Origin of the sequence: Dysgonomonas sp. ZJ709 (genome assembly GCF_011039195.1) — a bacterium.
Classification (GTDB): Bacteria; Bacteroidota; Bacteroidia; order Bacteroidales; family Dysgonomonadaceae; genus Dysgonomonas.
Genome location: NZ_JAAKEM010000001.1, coordinates 187,200 through 205,284, shown reverse-complemented (window position 1 = coordinate 205,284; position 18,085 = coordinate 187,200). Strand labels below are relative to the sequence as shown.

16 protein-coding genes are annotated in these 18,085 nt (G+C 36.6%); 12 read left to right on the top strand and 4 right to left on the bottom strand.

Annotation, left to right across the window (positions count from 1 at the left end):
* The first annotated feature begins 72 nt into the window (after positions 1 to 72).
* The 3 genes from G7Y56_RS00895 (at position 73) to G7Y56_RS00885 (ending at position 3,247) form a co-directional block, all read left to right on the top strand.
* Positions 73 to 798, top strand: a complete 726-nt coding sequence (locus G7Y56_RS00895) for a DsbA family protein (protein ID WP_165040304.1) — start codon at positions 73 to 75, stop codon at positions 796 to 798.
* 15 nt (positions 799 to 813) lie between these two features.
* Entirely contained in the window at positions 814 to 2,223 is a 1,410-nt protein-coding gene (locus G7Y56_RS00890) for a choice-of-anchor Q domain-containing protein (protein ID WP_255498600.1), read from the top strand.
* Positions 2,224 to 2,302: 79 nt separating this feature from the next.
* On the top strand, positions 2,303 to 3,247 hold the full coding sequence (locus tag G7Y56_RS00885) for a hypothetical protein (protein WP_165040302.1): 945 nt from the start codon (positions 2,303 to 2,305) through the stop codon (positions 3,245 to 3,247).
* Positions 3,248 to 3,250: 3 nt separating this feature from the next.
* On the opposite strand, the gene G7Y56_RS00880 is transcribed toward G7Y56_RS00885, so the two are convergent.
* Positions 3,251 to 3,712 carry a MarR family winged helix-turn-helix transcriptional regulator gene (locus G7Y56_RS00880; RefSeq protein ID WP_165040300.1) on the bottom strand — a complete coding sequence of 154 codons (462 nt, stop codon included), beginning with the start codon at positions 3,710 to 3,712 and terminating at the stop codon, positions 3,251 to 3,253.
* A 173-nt stretch (positions 3,713 to 3,885) separates the two neighbouring features.
* On the opposite strand from G7Y56_RS00880, the gene rpsF reads away from it, so the two are divergent.
* The 5 genes from rpsF to pgl all read left to right on the top strand — a co-directional run bounded on the left by rpsF (position 3,886) and on the right by pgl (position 7,759).
* Entirely contained in the window at positions 3,886 to 4,242 is a 357-nt protein-coding gene (rpsF, locus tag G7Y56_RS00875; protein WP_165020439.1) for a 30S ribosomal protein S6, read from the top strand.
* Positions 4,243 to 4,512, top strand: a complete 270-nt coding sequence (gene rpsR, locus G7Y56_RS00870) for a 30S ribosomal protein S18 (protein WP_185153912.1) — start codon at positions 4,243 to 4,245, stop codon at positions 4,510 to 4,512.
* An 18-nt stretch (positions 4,513 to 4,530) separates the two neighbouring features.
* On the top strand, positions 4,531 to 4,974 hold the full coding sequence (gene rplI, locus G7Y56_RS00865) for a 50S ribosomal protein L9 (protein WP_165020437.1): 444 nt from the start codon (positions 4,531 to 4,533) through the stop codon (positions 4,972 to 4,974).
* A gap of 527 nt (positions 4,975 to 5,501) precedes the next feature.
* Positions 5,502 to 7,037, top strand: a complete 1,536-nt coding sequence (zwf, locus tag G7Y56_RS00860; RefSeq protein WP_165020436.1) for a glucose-6-phosphate dehydrogenase — start codon at positions 5,502 to 5,504, stop codon at positions 7,035 to 7,037.
* Positions 7,034 to 7,759 carry a 6-phosphogluconolactonase gene (pgl, locus tag G7Y56_RS00855; RefSeq protein WP_165020435.1) on the top strand — a complete coding sequence of 242 codons (726 nt, stop codon included), beginning with the start codon at positions 7,034 to 7,036 and terminating at the stop codon, positions 7,757 to 7,759. Before zwf ends, pgl begins: the two co-directional genes overlap by 4 nt.
* A 68-nt stretch (positions 7,760 to 7,827) precedes the next feature.
* On the opposite strand, the gene G7Y56_RS00850 is transcribed toward pgl, so the two are convergent.
* From G7Y56_RS00850 to G7Y56_RS00840, 3 genes are all read right to left on the bottom strand, one after another.
* Positions 7,828 to 9,567, bottom strand: a complete 1,740-nt coding sequence (locus G7Y56_RS00850; RefSeq protein ID WP_165040298.1) for a hypothetical protein — start codon at positions 9,565 to 9,567, stop codon at positions 7,828 to 7,830.
* 91 nt (positions 9,568 to 9,658) lie between these two features.
* The gene (locus G7Y56_RS00845; RefSeq protein WP_165040296.1) at positions 9,659 to 11,167 is read right to left on the bottom strand and encodes a GH3 auxin-responsive promoter family protein; all 1,509 of its coding nucleotides are present in this window, start codon (positions 11,165 to 11,167) and stop codon (positions 9,659 to 9,661) included.
* Positions 11,164 to 11,865 (bottom strand): Crp/Fnr family transcriptional regulator, encoded by a 702-nt coding sequence (locus tag G7Y56_RS00840; RefSeq protein WP_165020432.1) that lies wholly within the window; start codon positions 11,863 to 11,865, stop codon positions 11,164 to 11,166. The genes G7Y56_RS00845 and G7Y56_RS00840 overlap by 4 nt, the downstream gene beginning before the upstream one ends.
* A gap of 275 nt (positions 11,866 to 12,140) precedes the next feature.
* Here G7Y56_RS00840 and tig point away from each other — a divergent pair, with 275 nt between their 5' ends.
* From tig to recQ, 4 genes are all read left to right on the top strand, one after another.
* The gene (gene tig / locus G7Y56_RS00835; RefSeq protein ID WP_165040294.1) at positions 12,141 to 13,523 is read left to right on the top strand and encodes a trigger factor; all 1,383 of its coding nucleotides are present in this window, start codon (positions 12,141 to 12,143) and stop codon (positions 13,521 to 13,523) included.
* A gap of 239 nt (positions 13,524 to 13,762) precedes the next feature.
* A complete protein-coding gene (gene clpP / locus G7Y56_RS00830) occupies positions 13,763 to 14,431 on the top strand; it encodes an ATP-dependent Clp endopeptidase proteolytic subunit ClpP (RefSeq protein ID WP_165020430.1) in 669 nt (222 codons plus the stop codon).
* A gap of 118 nt (positions 14,432 to 14,549) precedes the next feature.
* Positions 14,550 to 15,791: an ATP-dependent Clp protease ATP-binding subunit ClpX gene (gene clpX, locus G7Y56_RS00825; protein ID WP_165020429.1), complete on the top strand. Its 1,242-nt coding sequence runs from the start codon at positions 14,550 to 14,552 to the stop codon at positions 15,789 to 15,791.
* Positions 15,792 to 15,887: 96 nt separating this feature from the next.
* Positions 15,888 to 18,083: a DNA helicase RecQ gene (gene recQ / locus G7Y56_RS00820; protein ID WP_165020428.1), complete on the top strand. Its 2,196-nt coding sequence runs from the start codon at positions 15,888 to 15,890 to the stop codon at positions 18,081 to 18,083.
* Positions 18,084 to 18,085 lie beyond the last annotated feature (2 nt).

Below are 18,085 nucleotides of genomic sequence, written 5' to 3'. Positions count from 1 at the left end.
CTTTGTTACTTTATTCGATCTAAACAACACAGCATCAATCAGAAAACTAAAATCATACAAATAAGAATAATTATGGATAAAATGAAGATAGAAATATGGTCAGACATAGCTTGTCCATATTGTTATATAGGAAAACGCAAATTAGAAAAAGCTCTGGCTCAATTTCCTCATAAGGACAAAGTAGAACTTGTATGGCATAGCTACGAACTAAATCCGGAGCTTCCCAAAAAGGCTTTAGACAAGACATTTTATCAATACTTTGCCGAAACCCATAATACGACTGAAGCCGCAATAAAGGAAGATCATATCGAACTTATTAAGCTAGCGAAAGAAGTGGGTCTAGATTATAACTTTGACCAGCTTGTTGTTGCAAATACATCCGATGCCCTGCGACTGATAAAACTAGCCAAAGAATCGGGGTTAGCGACAGAAGCCGAAGAGGTGCTTTTCAAAGCGTACTTTGTGGATAGCGAAGATATAAGCGACAGATCGGTTCTTATAGAGCTAGGCGTGGAAGTAGGACTAAGTCAAGACCAGATAATAAAGATGCTTGATAGCGATAAATACATTAATGATATAAAGAAAGATATTGAGTATAGCGAAAATGAGCTAAATTTGGAATATATTCCGTTCTATCTATTCAATAATAAACATATTGTTCAAGGCTCTATTGCCTCCGAAGAATATTTAAAGGTATTGAAAAAATCGTATGATGAATGGGAACAGAATGGTGTTTCTAACGAAAGAGGTGATATCATTAGCGGACAATCGTGTTCTATTGATGGTGTGTGCAGCTAAAAAACTAAATAATTTGTGAGAAAACTATTTTATATTATTCTAATAACTATTTGCTGTTCTTATTTTTGGGCATGCGATGACAATGATAATTTTTCATCCGATTCAAAACTCAAATTAGAATTTTCGACGAGTTCAGTACAATTCGATACTGTTTTTTCGTCTATTGGCTCAACGACCAGACAGTTTAAAATATTTAACAGGAATAATAATTCGTTGACTATTCAATCTATAGAATTGGTTAATGCATCAGTTAGTGGTTTCAGAATAAATATAGACGGGCAAAGAGGCACTAGTTTTTCGGATGTACCAATTCTGAGAAACGACAGTCTTTTTGCATTTGTTGAAGTGACTGTAAATCCGAAAACAAACAGCCAGACCATAATCAAAGATTCTATCCGTTTTGTCACAAATGGAAATACGCAATATGTTCATCTCGAAGCTATCGGACAAGATGTCTATATCTGGAAAGGCAAAACAATCGCAACGGATACGACACTTACCAACAAAAAGCCGTTCTTGATTTATGATTCGTTAGTAGTAAAAGAGGGTGTAACACTGAATGTGAAGGAAGGTACTAAATTCTTTTTTCGTCGCAATGCCTCTTTAATTATTCATGGGACATTAAATGCACAAGGAACTACAAACCAACCTATCGTATTGAGAGGAGACCGCTTCGATAATATAGAAGGAGATATTTCGTACAATAATGTTTCAGGACAATGGGATGGTATATACTTTTCTTCAAGCAGCTACAATAATTACCTAAAAAATTTCAATACTCGAAATGCAACTAATGGAATGATTTTTTTAGAATCTCAGCCTACTATCAAAAAAGCCTCTTTGATAAATACGGTTGTCCAGAATAATTCGGAAAATGGTGTGCTTGCTATCAACTGCGACATAGATGCACAAAACTGTTTATTCGTCAATTCGAAAGGAGCTGCTTTAGAATTAAACGGAGGGAAATATAGTTTTCTACATTGCACTATTGCCAATTATTACGCATGGTCGCCTAGACAGAAAGAAGCTTTAATAATAAAAAATACTCTCGGGCTATCCAAAGCATTACCTCTTAGTCAATGCGATATAATCAACTCGATTATTTATGGCTCGGTAAGCAACGAGATCAATCTAAGTGGCACAAATACCGTACCTTTCGTCTATCAATTTACAAATTGCTTGGTCAAGTCACCACAAACAATTGATCCACAATTTGCTAATACAATATGGAATGAAGACCCCCTATTCAGGAATCTGAATTATGAAGGTAATTACGTATTTGATTTTCAATTAGAACCATCATCTCCTGCGATTAATAAAGCAGATAAGACATTCTCTATAAAAGCTCCTTTCGATTTAATTGGCAGATCGCGCCTTAGTGATTCAAATCCCGATATAGGCTGCTATGAATGGGTTGCAAACTAAAATGATAAAATTCGGAATACTCTTTTATCTAATTTTCTTTTGTCTAATTGAAATACAGGCACAGAATAAATTTCGTGTCATGTTTTACAATGTGGAGAATTTGTATGATATAAAGGATAATCCTAAAACAAATGATGATGACCTTACACCTGCGGGAAACCTCCACTGGACAAGTTATAGATATTGGAAGAAACTGAATGATATAAGTAAAGTCATAACATCGGTAGGCAATGGTATTGCACCAGCTTTAGTTGGACTTTGCGAAGTGGAAAATGACTCTGTATTACATGATCTTACCCAAAAAGCTAATCTAAAAAAAGAGAAATACGAATATATCATAACCAAATCGAAAGACTTGCGAGGCTCTAATGTAGCATTATTATATCAACGAGATCAGATAAGGATTCTTAAAAAAAATACATACACTCCTGTATTAGATGAAAAAGACAGAACAACACGTGATATATTGCATATCACAGGAAAAGTTATTAGTGGAGATACCCTCGATATATTCGTCTGCCATTTCCCATCCCGCACCGAAGGAATAAAGAAAACCAGACCATTCAGAGTAAACTGTGCCCAGTTATTAAAGCAAAAAAGCGATAGTCTTTTCCGTATCCGTAAAAAAGCCAATATTATTATAATGGGAGACTTTAACGATTATCCGAATGATATCAGCATGATTGAAACGCTGCGAGCACAGAGTATAGAGTCAACCGCTTCCTCGAAAGAACTCTATAATATGTTTCTTCACAAGATCGATGATAAAAGCCAGGGAACTTACAAATATCGTGGCAAATGGAATTATCTCGATCAGTTTGTCGTTAGTGGTAACTTATTAAATGTCGACACCAAAGTGAGAATTAAAGACAGAACTGCGACAATCTACTCTGCTGATTTTTTGCTGGAAAATGATGTAAAGTATGGAAATAAAAAGCCTTTCAGAACTTATGTTGGATATAAATATCTGGGAGGCACAAGTGATCACCTGCCCATTCACATGGACCTATTGATAAACGAGTAGAACTCATCTTTCGTCCAAAGCTTCTCTGATGTTACCAAAAACGATGGATAATATACTACGCACTTGTTGCAAACCTTCCTCGTCAATTCTCGCTAAAGCGGCATTCATTGTATCGAATAGCGCTTTTCGAGCTTTCTCTTTTATAGATTTCCCAGTGTCAGTCAAAAAGATATAATTAGACCTGCGGTCTTTGACAGAAGCATTGCGATAAACCAAGTTTTGTTTTACCAAATTGTCTATCAATCTCGTCATACTTGGCTTATCCTTAAATGTAGAATTGCACAATGTTTGTTGGGTTACCCCATCTTCGCGCCACAAAAAAGCAAGGACAGTCCATTGCTCGGGCGTGATGTCCAACCCTTCTTTTCTAAAGTTTCGGTACATCATTCTGTTTATCGCCATTGAAACCTTTCCATTAATGATAGGAAAGATGAGGTCTAGGTCCTGATCTTCGTTTAATTCCATTTTATTATAACTAGGTGTTAATTGAGTGTAAAGATATAATTTATAGATAGTAAAACAATAACAGGTCAATATTTTTTAACTTTGAAGTTTGTAAAATCCGATAAAACACTTATCTTTGCACCCTCATTTTTACGGAAATGAGAATATGTTTAATATTTATTTAAGATTTAATTATGAACAACTACGAAACCGTTTTCATTTTGACTCCCGTTTTATCTGACGTTCAGATGAAGGAAGCGGTAGAAAAATTCAAGGCTCTTCTAGTAGAAGAGGGCGCGAAAATAGTTAGTGAAGAAAGCTGGGGACTTCGCAAATTGGCTTATCCAATTCAGAAGAAATCTACAGGCTTCTACGCTATGCTAGAATTCGAAGCTGATCCGACAGTGATCGCTAAATTAGAGACAAACTTCCGTCGCGACGAACGCGTGATCCGTTTCTTGACTTTCCGTCAAGACAAATTTGCTCACGAGTATGCAGTGAAGAGAAGAGGTTTAAAATCAACCAAAAAAGAAGAAGTAAAGGAGAATTAAATTATGGCACAGCAATCAGAAATCAGATATTTGACTCCGCCTTCAGTTGATGTCAAAAAAAAGAAATACTGCCGTTTCAAAAAGAATGGTATTAAGTATATTGATTACAAAGATCCTGAATTCTTGAAGAAATTCTTGAACGAACAAGGAAAAATTCTTCCTCGTCGTATTACAGGAACATCTTTGAAATTCCAACGTCGTATCGCTCAAGCTGTAAAGAGAGCTCGCCATTTGGCTTTGCTTCCTTACGTAACAGACTTAATGAAATAATAAAAGGAGGAAAAAGATATGCAAGTTATACTAAAAGAAGACGTTCTAAATCTAGGATTTAAGGACGATATCGTAACCGTAAAAGATGGTTACGGGCGTAACTACCTTCTTCCCCAAGGTAAAGGTGTTATAGCTACTGAATCAGCAAAAAAGGTTCTAGCTGAAAACTTGAAACAACGTGCTCATAAACTAGCGAAAATAAAAGAAGACGCTCAAGCTCTAGCTGCAAAACTAGAAGGAGTATCTCTATCGATAGGAGCAAAAACAAGTTCTACAGGTACTATCTTTGGTTCTGTTACTAATATCCAAATTTCAGAAGCCCTGGAAAAACTGGGTTACAATGTAGACAGAAAAACAATCCTTATCAAGGATGCTGTTAAAGAAGTAGGTACTTACAAAGCAATCGCGAAACTTCACAAAGAGGTTTCTGTTGAAATACCTTTTGAAGTAGTTTCTGAATAAGATTCAATCTCAATATAAAAAAAGAGTTATCCATTTGGGTAGCTCTTTTTTTCGCTCATCACATAGTAACTAAATCTAATTCTTCCGTTGAAACCTCTTTTCTTAAAATCCATTGTTCAGTAATTCCATCATACTTGAACAAATACCCATCCATACACCCACAAACAGTTCAGACCATCGACCTAAATTCCCACAGTTTACCTTTTGATTTTAGCTAAAAACATAGGACACATCTAAGTTTAATCGCCTAGTTTTTTTTCATTTCGTCCTAATTTAAAGCATCCATTATATGCAAATCAAATAAATCATCACATTTTATAGATATAATTTATAAAACATTCTCGCTCATAAATTATTGACAACCAACACTAACAATCAACAACCTCTTAAAATAATCTACAAACTCAACTTGGAATCATGAAAAAATAAGTAACTTCGTAGAGTTTAGACAATTAATTATCTGAGTCATTTACATGGCTTAATTAGTAGTCAGTCTGTTATATAAATATAAAACAACCATATACAAGATGAAATCAAAACCGATACAAGACCAAGCGCTTGTCATTTTTGGTGCGTCAGGCGATTTGACATACAGGAAATTAATTCCTGCAATATTCGATTTACATAAACAGGGTTCATTACCTGCTAACTTTGCAGTACTAGGGGTTGCTCGCTCTCCTTTTTCAGATGATTCGTTTCGTGAAAAAATGAAAGAAGGGGTTAAGAAATTTGCAACTGCAAAAGACGCTTCTGATGAAGAACTTGATAGCTTTTGCAAAATGCTTCATTATCTGGCCATAAATACAGATGATGGAAAAGAATACAGCAAATTAAAAGACAGATTGGCTGAATTGGACAAAACTGATAAAACAGCCGGAAATTATATATTTTATCTATCTACTCCTCCAACTCTTTATCCTTTGATTCCACGCTATTTAGCAGAGCAGGGATTAAATAAAGAAGAAGGTAATTTCAGGCGTATAATTATAGAGAAACCATTCGGTACTGACCTTCAAACGGCAATTAGCCTGAATGCGTCTTTAATGAAAGATTACGAAGAAGATCAGATTTATCGCATAGATCACTATCTGGGCAAAGAAACAGTTCAGAATGTATTGGTAACACGCTTTGCCAATGGCATATACGAACCCCTTTGGAACAGAAATTACATCCATCACATAGAAATTACGGCTGCAGAAAGTATTGGAGTCGAGAATCGTGGTAGCTATTATGACCATTCGGGTGCACTTCGCGATATGGTTCAAAACCATTTACTCCAGCTATTAGCCCTTGTGGCTATGGAGCCCCCAATGGCGATCGATTCGGTCGCTATCCGCAACGAAAAGCTAAAAGTATTTCAGGCGCTACGCCCAATGAGCAAGGAGGATTTAGTTAACAATGTTATTCGTGGTCAATATACTTCTTCCAAAATAAAAGGAAATTACACAAAAGGTTATCGTGAAGAAAAAGATGTAGATCCAGAATCACGTACTGATACGTTTTTTGCGATGAAACTATTTATAGATAACTGGAGATGGGGAGGTGTTCCATTTTATATTCGCAGTGGAAAAAGGCTACCGACACGCGTTTCTGAAATCGTTATCCATTTCAAACCTACACCACAAAATCTATTTATTGAGAATAAAGAGTTTTGTAATGATGGCAACATACTTGTACTCCGTATTCAACCCGACGAAGGAATCCTTCTAAAAACAGGAATGAAAGTACCCGGCAGCGGCTATCAGGTTAAGAATGTAAATATGGATTTCCACTATACTCAACTGGAAGGTATGTATGTACCGGAAGCATACGAAAGGTTATTACTCGATTGTATGATTGGTGACTCTACATTGTATATTCGTGGAGATGCTTTAGAATCTACATGGAAATTTGTACAACCACTTATCGACTTTTGGGAAAATAATCCTGATGCTCCACTCTATGGCTACCCCGCCGGCTCGTGGGGTCCGGCATGTGCCGACGACCTTATAGAAGGTGAGCAATTAACGTGGAGATACCCTTGTAAAAATCTATCTGATGATGGCATATATTGTGAATTATGATAAAAGAAGAAATTAAAGTATTTCAAGACACAGAGGCTTTAAGTGAAGGTTTCAGTCAGTTTTTAATGAAGTTACTAGAGGTTTACCCTCATGTCAACTTATCATTATCGGGAGGGTCAACCCCCAAGGTTATATTCGATTATTGGGCAGAACATTGCAAAGAATCAATTCCGTGGGAGCGTATATCATTCTTCTGGGGAGATGAAAGATGTGTTCCACCAGAAAATAAAATGAATAACTACGGGATGACTAAAGAGCATCTTTTCGACAAGATACCTAGACTCAAACCGAAGAGTATATACCGTATACATGGTGAAAATGAATCTGAAGAAGAGGCACAGTGGTATAATAAAATATTGCAACGGAAAATCCTGCAACGTGACAATACTCCTTGTTTCGAGATCATTATGCTCGGCTTGGGTGATGATGGACATACTGTATCGATATTCCCTGACCAGATAGAACTATGGGACAGACCCGAAAGCTGCGTTGTAGGAAAACATCCTGAAAGTGGCATGGAGCGCGTCAGCATAACGGGGAAGGTAGTTAATAATGCACAATACGTAGTTTTTTTAGCTACCGGCAAGAATAAAGCAGAAAAAGTAAGAGATATAATTAAAGAGAGACACTTGTTCAGCGAGAAATATCCTGCAGCCAAGGTAAACCCTAAGCACGGTTATTTATATTGGTTTCTTGACTCAGAAGCCGCCAGCTTGTTGTAAACAACAAATCATAAAATAAGAAAAGGATCGTTTAAAGCGATCCTTTCTTATTTATATTATGTGGCTATTTATTCGTAATGACCTTTTTTCATTCTGAATCCATCCTTTAAACTCGTGCCTCTTGCCTCTATTGATTTATAACTTTGGAATCTCCAAAATTGATGAATATCACTATCATAAGGAACACTCGGGAATTTATGAAAAACTAGGCCGGAAGGTTCTTTAATTATATAAATCTCTACATTATCATTCAATTTAAAAGTATCATATTGAAGCACCTCTTCCGGATACCAGATTTTCTCACGCAAGGGTCTTGGTCTTATAACCGTATTAAAAACAGTCCTCATATTGCAAGCCGGTATAGCTAAACCCTGCAAATAGAATGCTGCAAGAAATAAATAAGGCAATAACATTACAGCTAAAAAGAGAATTCTTTTTTTAATAAAACGAGTACAGTCTATCACATTAAATACCTGAACAATAGATAGAAATATTACAGAAAACAATATACCGGAAACAAATCTTATATCAGGAGTCGATACGAAACCTCCAAGTAAGCATATCATCAATACCCCATAAATTAAAACCAGAGGTATTGATTCTTTCCACGCCTTTTTATAAAAAGTAAATAGAAAGACTATTGGCGATATTCCGGCAAGCACATATACTAGCGCCGTAAAATAGTAATGCATTTTAAGTGTCGACGGCGCATAAAATAATGTTAATGCCCCATGATACACATATTTTAATTGCCATAATGCACCATCATGAATATAACGTCTCTCTATAATTGAAATCTCTCTTGGAAGTTTCCAATCAAAATCGAACAAATCTATTTCATAAATCGGGTGAATTAAGTATCCCGAGATTATAACATTATGAGCCATCCACAGACCAAATATTAAAGAAGACGCACATAGCATAAAAACAAGAGATTTTATTTCTTTATTCTTATATAGAGTAATAAGGACAAACAGACTGATACATGCGATAAAGGCGATAGACAGTTTAAATGTTGCCAACGTAATAAGTACGACGGTATATAATAAGATATTGCCTTTCAGTATCTGCGGATCTAGTATAAGCTTAGAGACAAGGTAGAAAACGATTAGATTAGGCACAATATCCGTAGAAGAATCGCCAATATGGATAAAACCTAAATAAAGGAATAGCAAATAAAGAAAAAGTAAAAAACAACGTCTCAGCTCATATCCACTCTTTACCATTTCGTGAAAAACCCAAAGAAAAACACCTACACTCAACAAACCCTGAATGGCAAATATAGGTTCAACCAATAAAAAACGAAATGTAAAAAGAGAACTCAGTAGAAGATAATTAGAGTTGAAACCTATCCTTTCTTCGAGATTTGCAAGCCCGGGCACAGCGGCAAATTCTTCAATCCATCGTACACTCTGATAGTGGTAGCATGCCGGATCGAAATTAGATGCTCCCCAAGCCACAATAATAACCAACGGCAAAACAAATAAAAATAAAAATATTTTTTCTAACAGGCTATAACTCTCAAAGTATTCCCTTATTCTCCTAAACAAAGAAGTTTTTTTGCACAGAAATGCACTATAGAGAAGGCTAGACAAGAGGAATACAACTACTACTATAACATTTATCGGGAAGAAAAATGAAACTGCTGATAACAAAATCAAAACAAAAGGAATGCCTAATAAGAATGTATCCAACAATGAGTATTGCTCGTCTTTATTACAAATACGGTTATATAACTGAATAAAAAAAGCACCGTATGAGTGAAGTACACTAGTAATTGCAACCCATACCAATAAAACTATCAACATATCTATATACTCAATATATTTTCGAAGCGCAGTTTACACTAAAAGTTTTGTCAAAGGTAAAATATCATCTTGTATAACAAAGATCATATTTCTATTTATTATCGATAAAAGCCAAAAGCTTATCAATATACTCACGATTATTGGATAGCCGCGGCACTTTGTTCTGCCCACCTAACTTGCCTATAAACTTAAGCCATTCATTAAATGTGCCCTTCGGTAAACTTTTCACGATAGGAGTTCCTAGAGACAAATTATATGAACGTTTTGCTTCATAATCTGAATTTACTTTTTTCAAGGTTTCATCCAACACTTGAATAAAAGCATGTAGATTATTCGGCTCTTCGGCAAACTCTATAAGCCACTCGTGCGCTCCTGTATTCTCATCACCAAAATAAACCGGTGCAGCAGTGTATTCAGCTATTTGCGCATTTGTTTCTTTACATGCTTCAGCCAATGCTTTTTCGGCATTATCTATTATGATCTCTTCACCGAAAGCATTTATGAAATTCTTCGTGCGCCCTGTTATTCGAAATAGATACGGATTAGTAGACGTAAACTCGATCGTGTCGCCTATCATATAACGCCATAAACCACCATTGGTCGAAATAAGAATTGCATAGTTCTGCCCAACTTCAACTTCTTCCAAAGTCAATGTATGAGGGTTTTGCGAATCCCATTCATTCATCGGCACAAACTCATAATAAATGCTATTATCGAGCATAAGCAACAAGTCTTTAGAATCGTTAGAAAACTGAACTCCAAAGAATCCCTCCGAAGCATTATAGGTTTCCCAATAATACATATCGGGTTTCTGGATCAGCTTCTTATATTGCTCCTCGAATGGAGTAAAACTAACCCCTCCGTGAAAAAACACTTCGAGATTAGGCCATATATCGGTCAACTCACGACCTGTATCTGCTTTAATCTTCTTTAGAAGAACCAGCAACCATGATGGTACACCCATAAATGCACGAATATCGTGCTTAATCGCATAGTCGGTCAAGGCCTGTAGTTTAATCTCCCAATCGGGCAACAATGATATATGCTCAGGAGTACGGCTCATCTTCGCCCAAAAGTATAAATTGCGAATAAGGATAGCCGATATATCTCCGGTGAAGACACTATCACCAATATTATTGATCTGTTTGCTACCTCCCATTACAAGCGTCTTACCAAAGAAGAACTTAGCATCACGATTGGCTTGTGCATAAATAGAAAGCATTTGCTCGCCACATTTATAATGCCCTTTAGTGAGCGACTCACGGGTAACAGGAATATATTTACTCTTATCTTCGGTAGTACCCGACGACATGGCAAACCAGTTAACCGGCTTATTCCAAAGGATATTATTCTGTTTGTCTATGATAATTTTGTCCAGATAAGGACGCAGATCTTCGTAATGAAAAACTGGAACTTTCTTACGAAAGTCATCTTTTGTTTTTATTGATACGAAATCATACTCTTGACCAATAAAGGTATGCTCTCCGTTACGGAGCAAATAATCTAATACCTTACTTTGGGTTTCAAAAGGCCTGTTTATAAACCTGTCGACTTCCCTGTAACCATGATCAAGATATCTATGAACGAGACGGGTAATCATCCGATTTTGCTTATTTTTCGAAGTTTTTCTTCGTCAATAACTTTTATTTTTCGTCCATCGAGTGCAATAATATGCTCTTCCACGAATGTGGATAAAGTACGGATAGCATTAGACGTTGTCATATTAGACAAACTCGCTAAATCTTCACGGGAAAGGTAAATACTGATAGTAGCACCGTCTTCCTCCAAGCCATAGCTTTCAATAAGAAATATCAGCGATTCGGCTAAACGACCTCTAATGTGTTTTTGAGTGAGATTCACAACACGTTCGTCAGCAATTCCCAGATCGGTAGATAATTCGCGGATAAAGAACATACCCAATCGAGGACTCGACAAGACTAATTCTTCTATAATTTTCATTGGTATGAAACAGATTGTTGCCGACTCGAAAGCCGAAGCTGCCGTAACATAAGGCTCATTGGCAAAATAAGCACGGTATCCGAAATATTGAGTAGGCCTAATCATCCTGATTATCTGACTACGCCCTCCTACTCCTTCTTTATATATCTTCACCTTGCCTTTACACAAGCACATAAGATCCTGTGGGGTTTCTTCCTCTCGGTAGATCACCTCATTCTTTTTAAACTCAAGAATCCTTGTGTTTATAGTAATAATCTCACGCTCTTTGTCGCTCAGTAAATTCCATATCTCCGGAATGCTTTCCGATAGACTAATTACATCACTCTTGTCTGCCACCATAAAGAAATATGACTATTAGAATCAAATACAATCGAAAACAAAGTTAATATTTTTTATTTACAAACATGTTACAAAACATATTTATAATACATTACGTTTATTATTTCTTCTTAAAATCGAATGAATAAATAGGTATTTCACTTTGAATATTACAATAATAAGACTATTTTTGCACCACCTAAAAAAGGATGACTGATTATAATCTGTATAAATCAGCCCTTTAGATTGGTTTGGATTTGATAAACAATAAAAACTAACCCCATAAACCCGTTAAGATGAATATATCTCTAACAAATGTTGACAGTGTAAATGCTGTTCTACAAATAATCATTACAAAAGAAGACTATCTAGAAAAAGTAGAAAGCTCACTTAAAAACTTCCGCAAGAAAGCAAATGTACCAGGTTTCCGTCCGGGAACAGTACCTGCCGGTATGGTGAAAAAGATGTATGGCAAATCTATCATTGCAGAAGAAGTAAATAAACTTGTAGGCGAAGGGTTATACAATTATATCCAAGAAAACAAACTAAACGTTTTAGGCGAGCCTCTTCCAAATGAAGAAAAGCAACAACCTGTTGACTTTGCTACTGAAGGAGATTATGAATTCTTTTTCGATATAGCTCTTGCTCCCGAAATCAAACTTGCATTAACTAAAAAGGATAAAATCACATATTACGCTATCAACGTAAATGAAGAGCTTGTTGAAAAACAAATAGATTCGTACAAGGCAAATTATGGCAAATACGAAACTATCAGCGAAGGTGCTAAAGAAACTGACCTGACTAAAGGTAAAATCACCGAGTTGGAAAATGGCAAAGCAAAAGAAAATGGCATTTCAGTAGAAGCTGGTGTTGTTATGGCTTCTTATATAAAAGATGCTGAAGAGCAAGCTAAATTTGTAGGTGTAAAACCAGGTGATGTTATCACATTCAACCCGGGTAAAGCTTACGAAGGAAACGAAACTGAAATAGCATCACTTCTTCATATCGAAAAAGATGCAGTTGAAGCTATTTCTCCTGAATTTAGCTTCGAGGTAACAGAAGTTACCCGTTATAAAGAAGCAGACCTAGATCAAGAGTTATTCGACAAAATATTTGGCGAAGGCACTGTGAAAACAGCAGAAGAATTCAGAACAAAAGTAAAAGAAACTGTTGCTCAACAATTCACTCCTGACAGTGACTACAAATTCTTGCTTGATGCAAAAGAATTACTGGAGAAAAAAGCCGGTGATATTGAATTCCCTGATGCATTCTTAAAAAGATGGTTAATTGCCAGCGGAAAAGAAAGAACAGCAGAATCGGTAGAGGCTGAATATCCGAAAATTGTAGAAGATTTGAAATTCCATCTAATCAAAGAGCAGATAGCAAAAGACAAAGACCTCAAAATAGAGAACGAAGACGTTAAAGCCATTGCTATCCAAGCAGCGCGTGCGCAATTTGCACAATACGGCATGATGGGTCTTCCTGACGAAATGGTTGAGAATTACGCTAACGACATGTTGAAGAACCAAGATAATGCTCGTAATCTTGTTGACCGCGCAATGGAAAACAAAATCATCGAAAGTTTGAAATCAACACTAGGTGTAACAGAAAAAGCAATTTCACTTGAAGAATTCCGTAAATTCTTCGGAAACGAAACAGCAGAGGAAACAGAAGCTTAATCACAGCATACTAAATAATAAGAAACGAGCAGGTTAATTATATCCCTGCTCGTTTTCTTTTTTCTGCTAATAATTAAGGTAAAAGAAAAGATTTACCCATTATTTCAATTTTTTATTTATAACTTTGTTTAGGTAAGAAAATGTCTTTTACAAAACCTTATCATTATGCCACAATATGCTGGCACGGTAATTGTTAATCCTACATTCAATACTATTATTAAAAATAAAAATAGAAGATTATGAATAATGATTTTAGAAAATATGCGACAAAGCATCTTGGGATGAACGGATTAGCTCTTGACAACTACGTAGGTTTTACAAGTAGCTATATATCTCCGACAATCATCGAAGAACGTCAACTTAATGTTGCACAAATGGATGTATTCTCTCGTTTGATGATGGATAGGATTATCTTCCTTGGTACACAGATAGACGACTATACAGCGAATGTAATCCAAGCACAATTGTTGTATCTGGATTCGGCCGACTCGGGTAAAGACATATCTATATATATCAACTCTCCCGGAGGTTCTGTTTATGCAGGATATGGAATTTACGACACTATGCAATTTATAAACAGCAATGTATCTACTATCTGTACCGGTATAGCTGCTTCTATGGCTGCTGTATTACTTGTAGCCGGAGAAAAAGGTAAACGTTCGGCATTGAAACATTCACGTGTAATGATTCATCAGCCACTAGGCGGAGCACAAGGACAAGCATCTGACATCGAGATCACAGCACGCGAGATAGGTAAAGTTAAACAAGAACTTTACAAAATCATATCTGATCATTCCGGACAACCAATAGAGAAAGTAGCGGCAGATTCTGACCGTGACTACTGGATGACTTCGGCTGAAGCAAAAGAATATGGTATGGTCGACGACGTACTGTTAAAAAATAAATAAGGTCTGCGACCTTATTTATTTTTGCACTTTATTCTACTCAATAACAAGCATTTGTTGTCCTTACCAGAATAAGATTTATATTTAACTTTACTTATATAACCAATTTGCTTAAAAATAGATGGCAAAAAAAGAAAATAGCACACATTGTAGTTTTTGTGGACGAAGCGAGAAAGATGTAAACTTACTTATCTCGGGAATGTCTGCCGAAATTTGCGATAGCTGCGTTGAGCAAGCATATCTGATTGTAAAGGAAGGTCTTGACACAAAGAAATCAGGCTCCCACGGTTTAGACAAAAATAAGCTACCCGATCCGAAGAAAATAAAAGAGTATCTGGATCAATACATCATAGGACAAGATAACGCCAAGCGCTATCTGTCTGTAGCTGTATACAATCATTACAAACGAATACTACAGGAAGATAGTAACGACGATGTAGAAATTGAAAAATCTAACATCATCATCGTAGGGCCTACGGGTACAGGTAAAACGCTTTTAGCACGTACTATTGCCAAGTTACTACATGTTCCATTTGCGATTGTAGATGCAACTGTTCTAACTGAAGCCGGATACGTAGGAGAAGATATAGAAAGTATCTTAACTCGCTTGCTACAAGCTGCCGACTATGATGTGGCCGCCGCAGAAAGAGGTATTGTATTTATAGACGAGATCGACAAAATAGCACGCAAAGGCGACAATCCATCTATCACACGCGATGTAAGTGGTGAAGGTGTACAGCAAGGTCTGCTAAAACTACTCGAAGGCTCGATAGTAAATGTGCCACCACAAGGTGGACGCAAGCATCCTGATCAAAAAATGATTGCTGTAAACACAAAAAACATTCTTTTTGTTTGTGGTGGTGCTTTTGACGGAATCGAACGTAAAATCGCTCAGCGTCTCAACACACGTGTAGTAGGTTATGCATCATTGTTGGAAACAGCAGATGTAGATCGCGAAAACATGTTGCAATACATCACTCCGGTTGATTTAAAATCTTTCGGGTTGATTCCCGAAATAATTGGTCGGTTACCCATCCTCACATACTTGAACCCGTTAGATAGAGTTGCATTACGCCGGATACTGACCGAACCTAAGAATTCTATCATCAAGCAATATATCAAGTTATTCAAGATGGACAATGTCGATCTGACATTTGACGAAGATGTATTCGAATATGTGGTGGATAAAGCAATAGAATATAAACTTGGAGCGCGTGGTTTACGGTCGATTGTAGAATCTATTATGATGGATTCGATGTTCACTATACCATCTACTAAACAAACAGAATTGCATATAACTAAAGAATATGCAGTGGACCAATTAGGAAAATCGAACTTAGACAGGCTAAAAAAAGCTGTATAAATTTGGTTATTTCATAAAAAATAGTCTACTTTCGGTTGAAGTTTAAAACATAGCTGCATAGCTTCATAAAATAAAACGACCTAGAGATGTTTAAATATGTCTAATCAAGACGATACGCTAATTATTGCTCTAAAAAAGCATTTTGGCTTTGATAAATTCAAAGGTAACCAAAAAGAGATCATTCAGAATATTCTGGATGGCAGGGACACCTTTGTACTGATGCCTACCGGCGGAGGAAAGTCATTATGTTATCAACTTCCAGCACTGTTGATGGAGGGAACGGCAGTAATTATTTCGCCACTCATCGCTTTGATGAAAAATCAGGTAGATGCCATGCGGAACTTTAGCGAGGAGGATGGTGTAGCACATTTCTTGAACTCATCACTCAATAAGTCGGCTATTGAAAATGTAAAAAACGACATCTTATCGAAGAAGACAAAATTACTTTTTGTTGCTCCCGAGTCGTTGACCAAAGAAGAAAACATTGAATTTTTAAGTCAGATAAAAATATCGTTCTATGCTATTGACGAGGCTCACTGCATATCGGAATGGGGGCATGACTTCCGACCCGAGTACAGACGAATTCGTCCGATAGTGGCAGAGATTGGTAAACATCCACTTATAGCACTCACGGCGACAGCCACTCCAAAAGTGCAACTTGATATACAAAAAAACCTGGGAATGTCTGATGCCGATGTATTTAAGGCATCATTCAACAGAGAAAATCTGTTCTACGAGGTTCGTTCAAAAACGAATAATGTAGACAGAGATATCATCAAGTATATCAAATCGCAAGGTGATAAATCGGGTATTATATATTGTCTCAGTCGCAAAAAAGTGGAAGAATTTGCAGAAATACTTCAGACCAACAATATTAATGCACTCCCATATCACGCAGGTTTAGACCCAAATACACGCTCCAACAATCAGGATGCTTTCTTAATGGAGAAAGTTGATGTGATTGTGGCAACCATTGCTTTTGGGATGGGAATAGATAAACCCGATGTGCGCTATGTTATACATTATGATATCCCAAAGAGCCTCGAAGGCTATTATCAGGAAACCGGACGTGCCGGCAGAGATGGTGGCGAAGGCAGATGTATAGCATTTTATTCATACAAAGATTTGCAGAAATTAGAAAAATTCATGCAAGGCAAACCGGTTGCAGAGCAAGAAATAGGTAAACAATTACTTATGGAAACCGCTGCTTATGCCGAAACTGCCCTTTGTCGTAAAAAAGTATTACTCCATTATTTTGGAGAAGAATATAAAGTAAAGAACTGTGGTAATTGTGACAATTGTATAAACCCTAAAAAACAAGTGGAAGCTAAAGACTTATTATCAACAGCCCTAGAAGCTGTAATTGAATTAAAAGAAAAATTTAAACCTGAGTATGTTATCAATATACTGGTAGGAAAAGAAACATCAGAAATAGAGACGTACAATCATCAAGATTTAGAAGTTTTCGGCTCGGGTGATGATACTGACGAGGACACATGGAATGCATTGATTCGCCAAGCCATAATTGCCGGATATTTTGATAAAGACATAGAAAACTACGGATTGCTCAAAGTAACCAAAAAGGGTAAAGATTTCTTGAAGAAGCCTGTATCGTTTAAAATATCGACAGACGAAGATGAAGATATGGATGATGATGGTAATATGGATGAAGTAGCAGTGAAAGGTGGCGGAGGCGGCTCTGCTGTGGATCCTGTACTATTCTCTATTATGAAGGATCTTCGCAAGAAGATGGCTAAAAAGCTAAATGTACCTCCTTATGTTATCTTCCAAGATCCATCGCTCGAAGCTATGGCAACAATCTATCCTATAACTACCGACGAATTGCAAAATATTCCGGGTGTAGGTGCAGGTAAAGCTAAGAGATATGGTGACGAGTTTGTTCAAATCATAAGAAAGCATGTTGAAGAAAACGAAATAGAACGTCCTGAGGATTTACGTGTCAAAACAGTTGCAAACAAGTCGAAACTTAAAGTGGCAATTGTACAGGCAATAGATCGTAAAGTAGCACTCGACGACTTAGCAGAATCAAAAGGAATAGAATTCCACGAATTACTTGATGAAGTAGAGGCAATTGTCTATTCGGGAACAAAAATAAATATCGATTATTTCCTTCGCGAAGTGATTGATGAAGATCACATGGATGATATATTCAGCTACTTTCAGGAAGCAGAATCTGACTCTCTAGCTGATGCTATCGACGAATTAGGTATGTATACTGAAGATGAAATCCGATTGGTCAGAATCAAATTCATTTCGGATATGGCAAATTAAGA

Coding starts and splice junctions, on each gene's coding strand:
- G7Y56_RS00895 (WP_165040304.1), top strand. CDS start 73: ATGGATAAAATGAAGATAGAAATATGGTCAGACATAGCTTGTCCATAT.
- G7Y56_RS00885 (WP_165040302.1), top strand. CDS start 2,303: ATGTTTTACAATGTGGAGAATTTGTATGATATAAAGGATAATCCTAAA.
- G7Y56_RS00880 (WP_165040300.1), bottom strand. CDS start 3,712: ATGGAATTAAACGAAGATCAGGACCTAGACCTCATCTTTCCTATCATT.
- rpsF (WP_165020439.1), top strand. CDS start 3,886: ATGAACAACTACGAAACCGTTTTCATTTTGACTCCCGTTTTATCTGAC.
- rplI (WP_165020437.1), top strand. CDS start 4,531: ATGCAAGTTATACTAAAAGAAGACGTTCTAAATCTAGGATTTAAGGAC.
- zwf (WP_165020436.1), top strand. CDS start 5,502: ATGAAATCAAAACCGATACAAGACCAAGCGCTTGTCATTTTTGGTGCG.
- pgl (WP_165020435.1), top strand. CDS start 7,034: ATGATAAAAGAAGAAATTAAAGTATTTCAAGACACAGAGGCTTTAAGT.
- G7Y56_RS00850 (WP_165040298.1), bottom strand. CDS start 9,567: ATGTTGATAGTTTTATTGGTATGGGTTGCAATTACTAGTGTACTTCAC.
- G7Y56_RS00845 (WP_165040296.1), bottom strand. CDS start 11,167: ATGATTACCCGTCTCGTTCATAGATATCTTGATCATGGTTACAGGGAA.
- G7Y56_RS00840 (WP_165020432.1), bottom strand. CDS start 11,865: ATGGTGGCAGACAAGAGTGATGTAATTAGTCTATCGGAAAGCATTCCG.
- tig (WP_165040294.1), top strand. CDS start 12,141: ATGAATATATCTCTAACAAATGTTGACAGTGTAAATGCTGTTCTACAA.
- clpP (WP_165020430.1), top strand. CDS start 13,763: ATGAATAATGATTTTAGAAAATATGCGACAAAGCATCTTGGGATGAAC.
- clpX (WP_165020429.1), top strand. CDS start 14,550: ATGGCAAAAAAAGAAAATAGCACACATTGTAGTTTTTGTGGACGAAGC.
- recQ (WP_165020428.1), top strand. CDS start 15,888: ATGTCTAATCAAGACGATACGCTAATTATTGCTCTAAAAAAGCATTTT.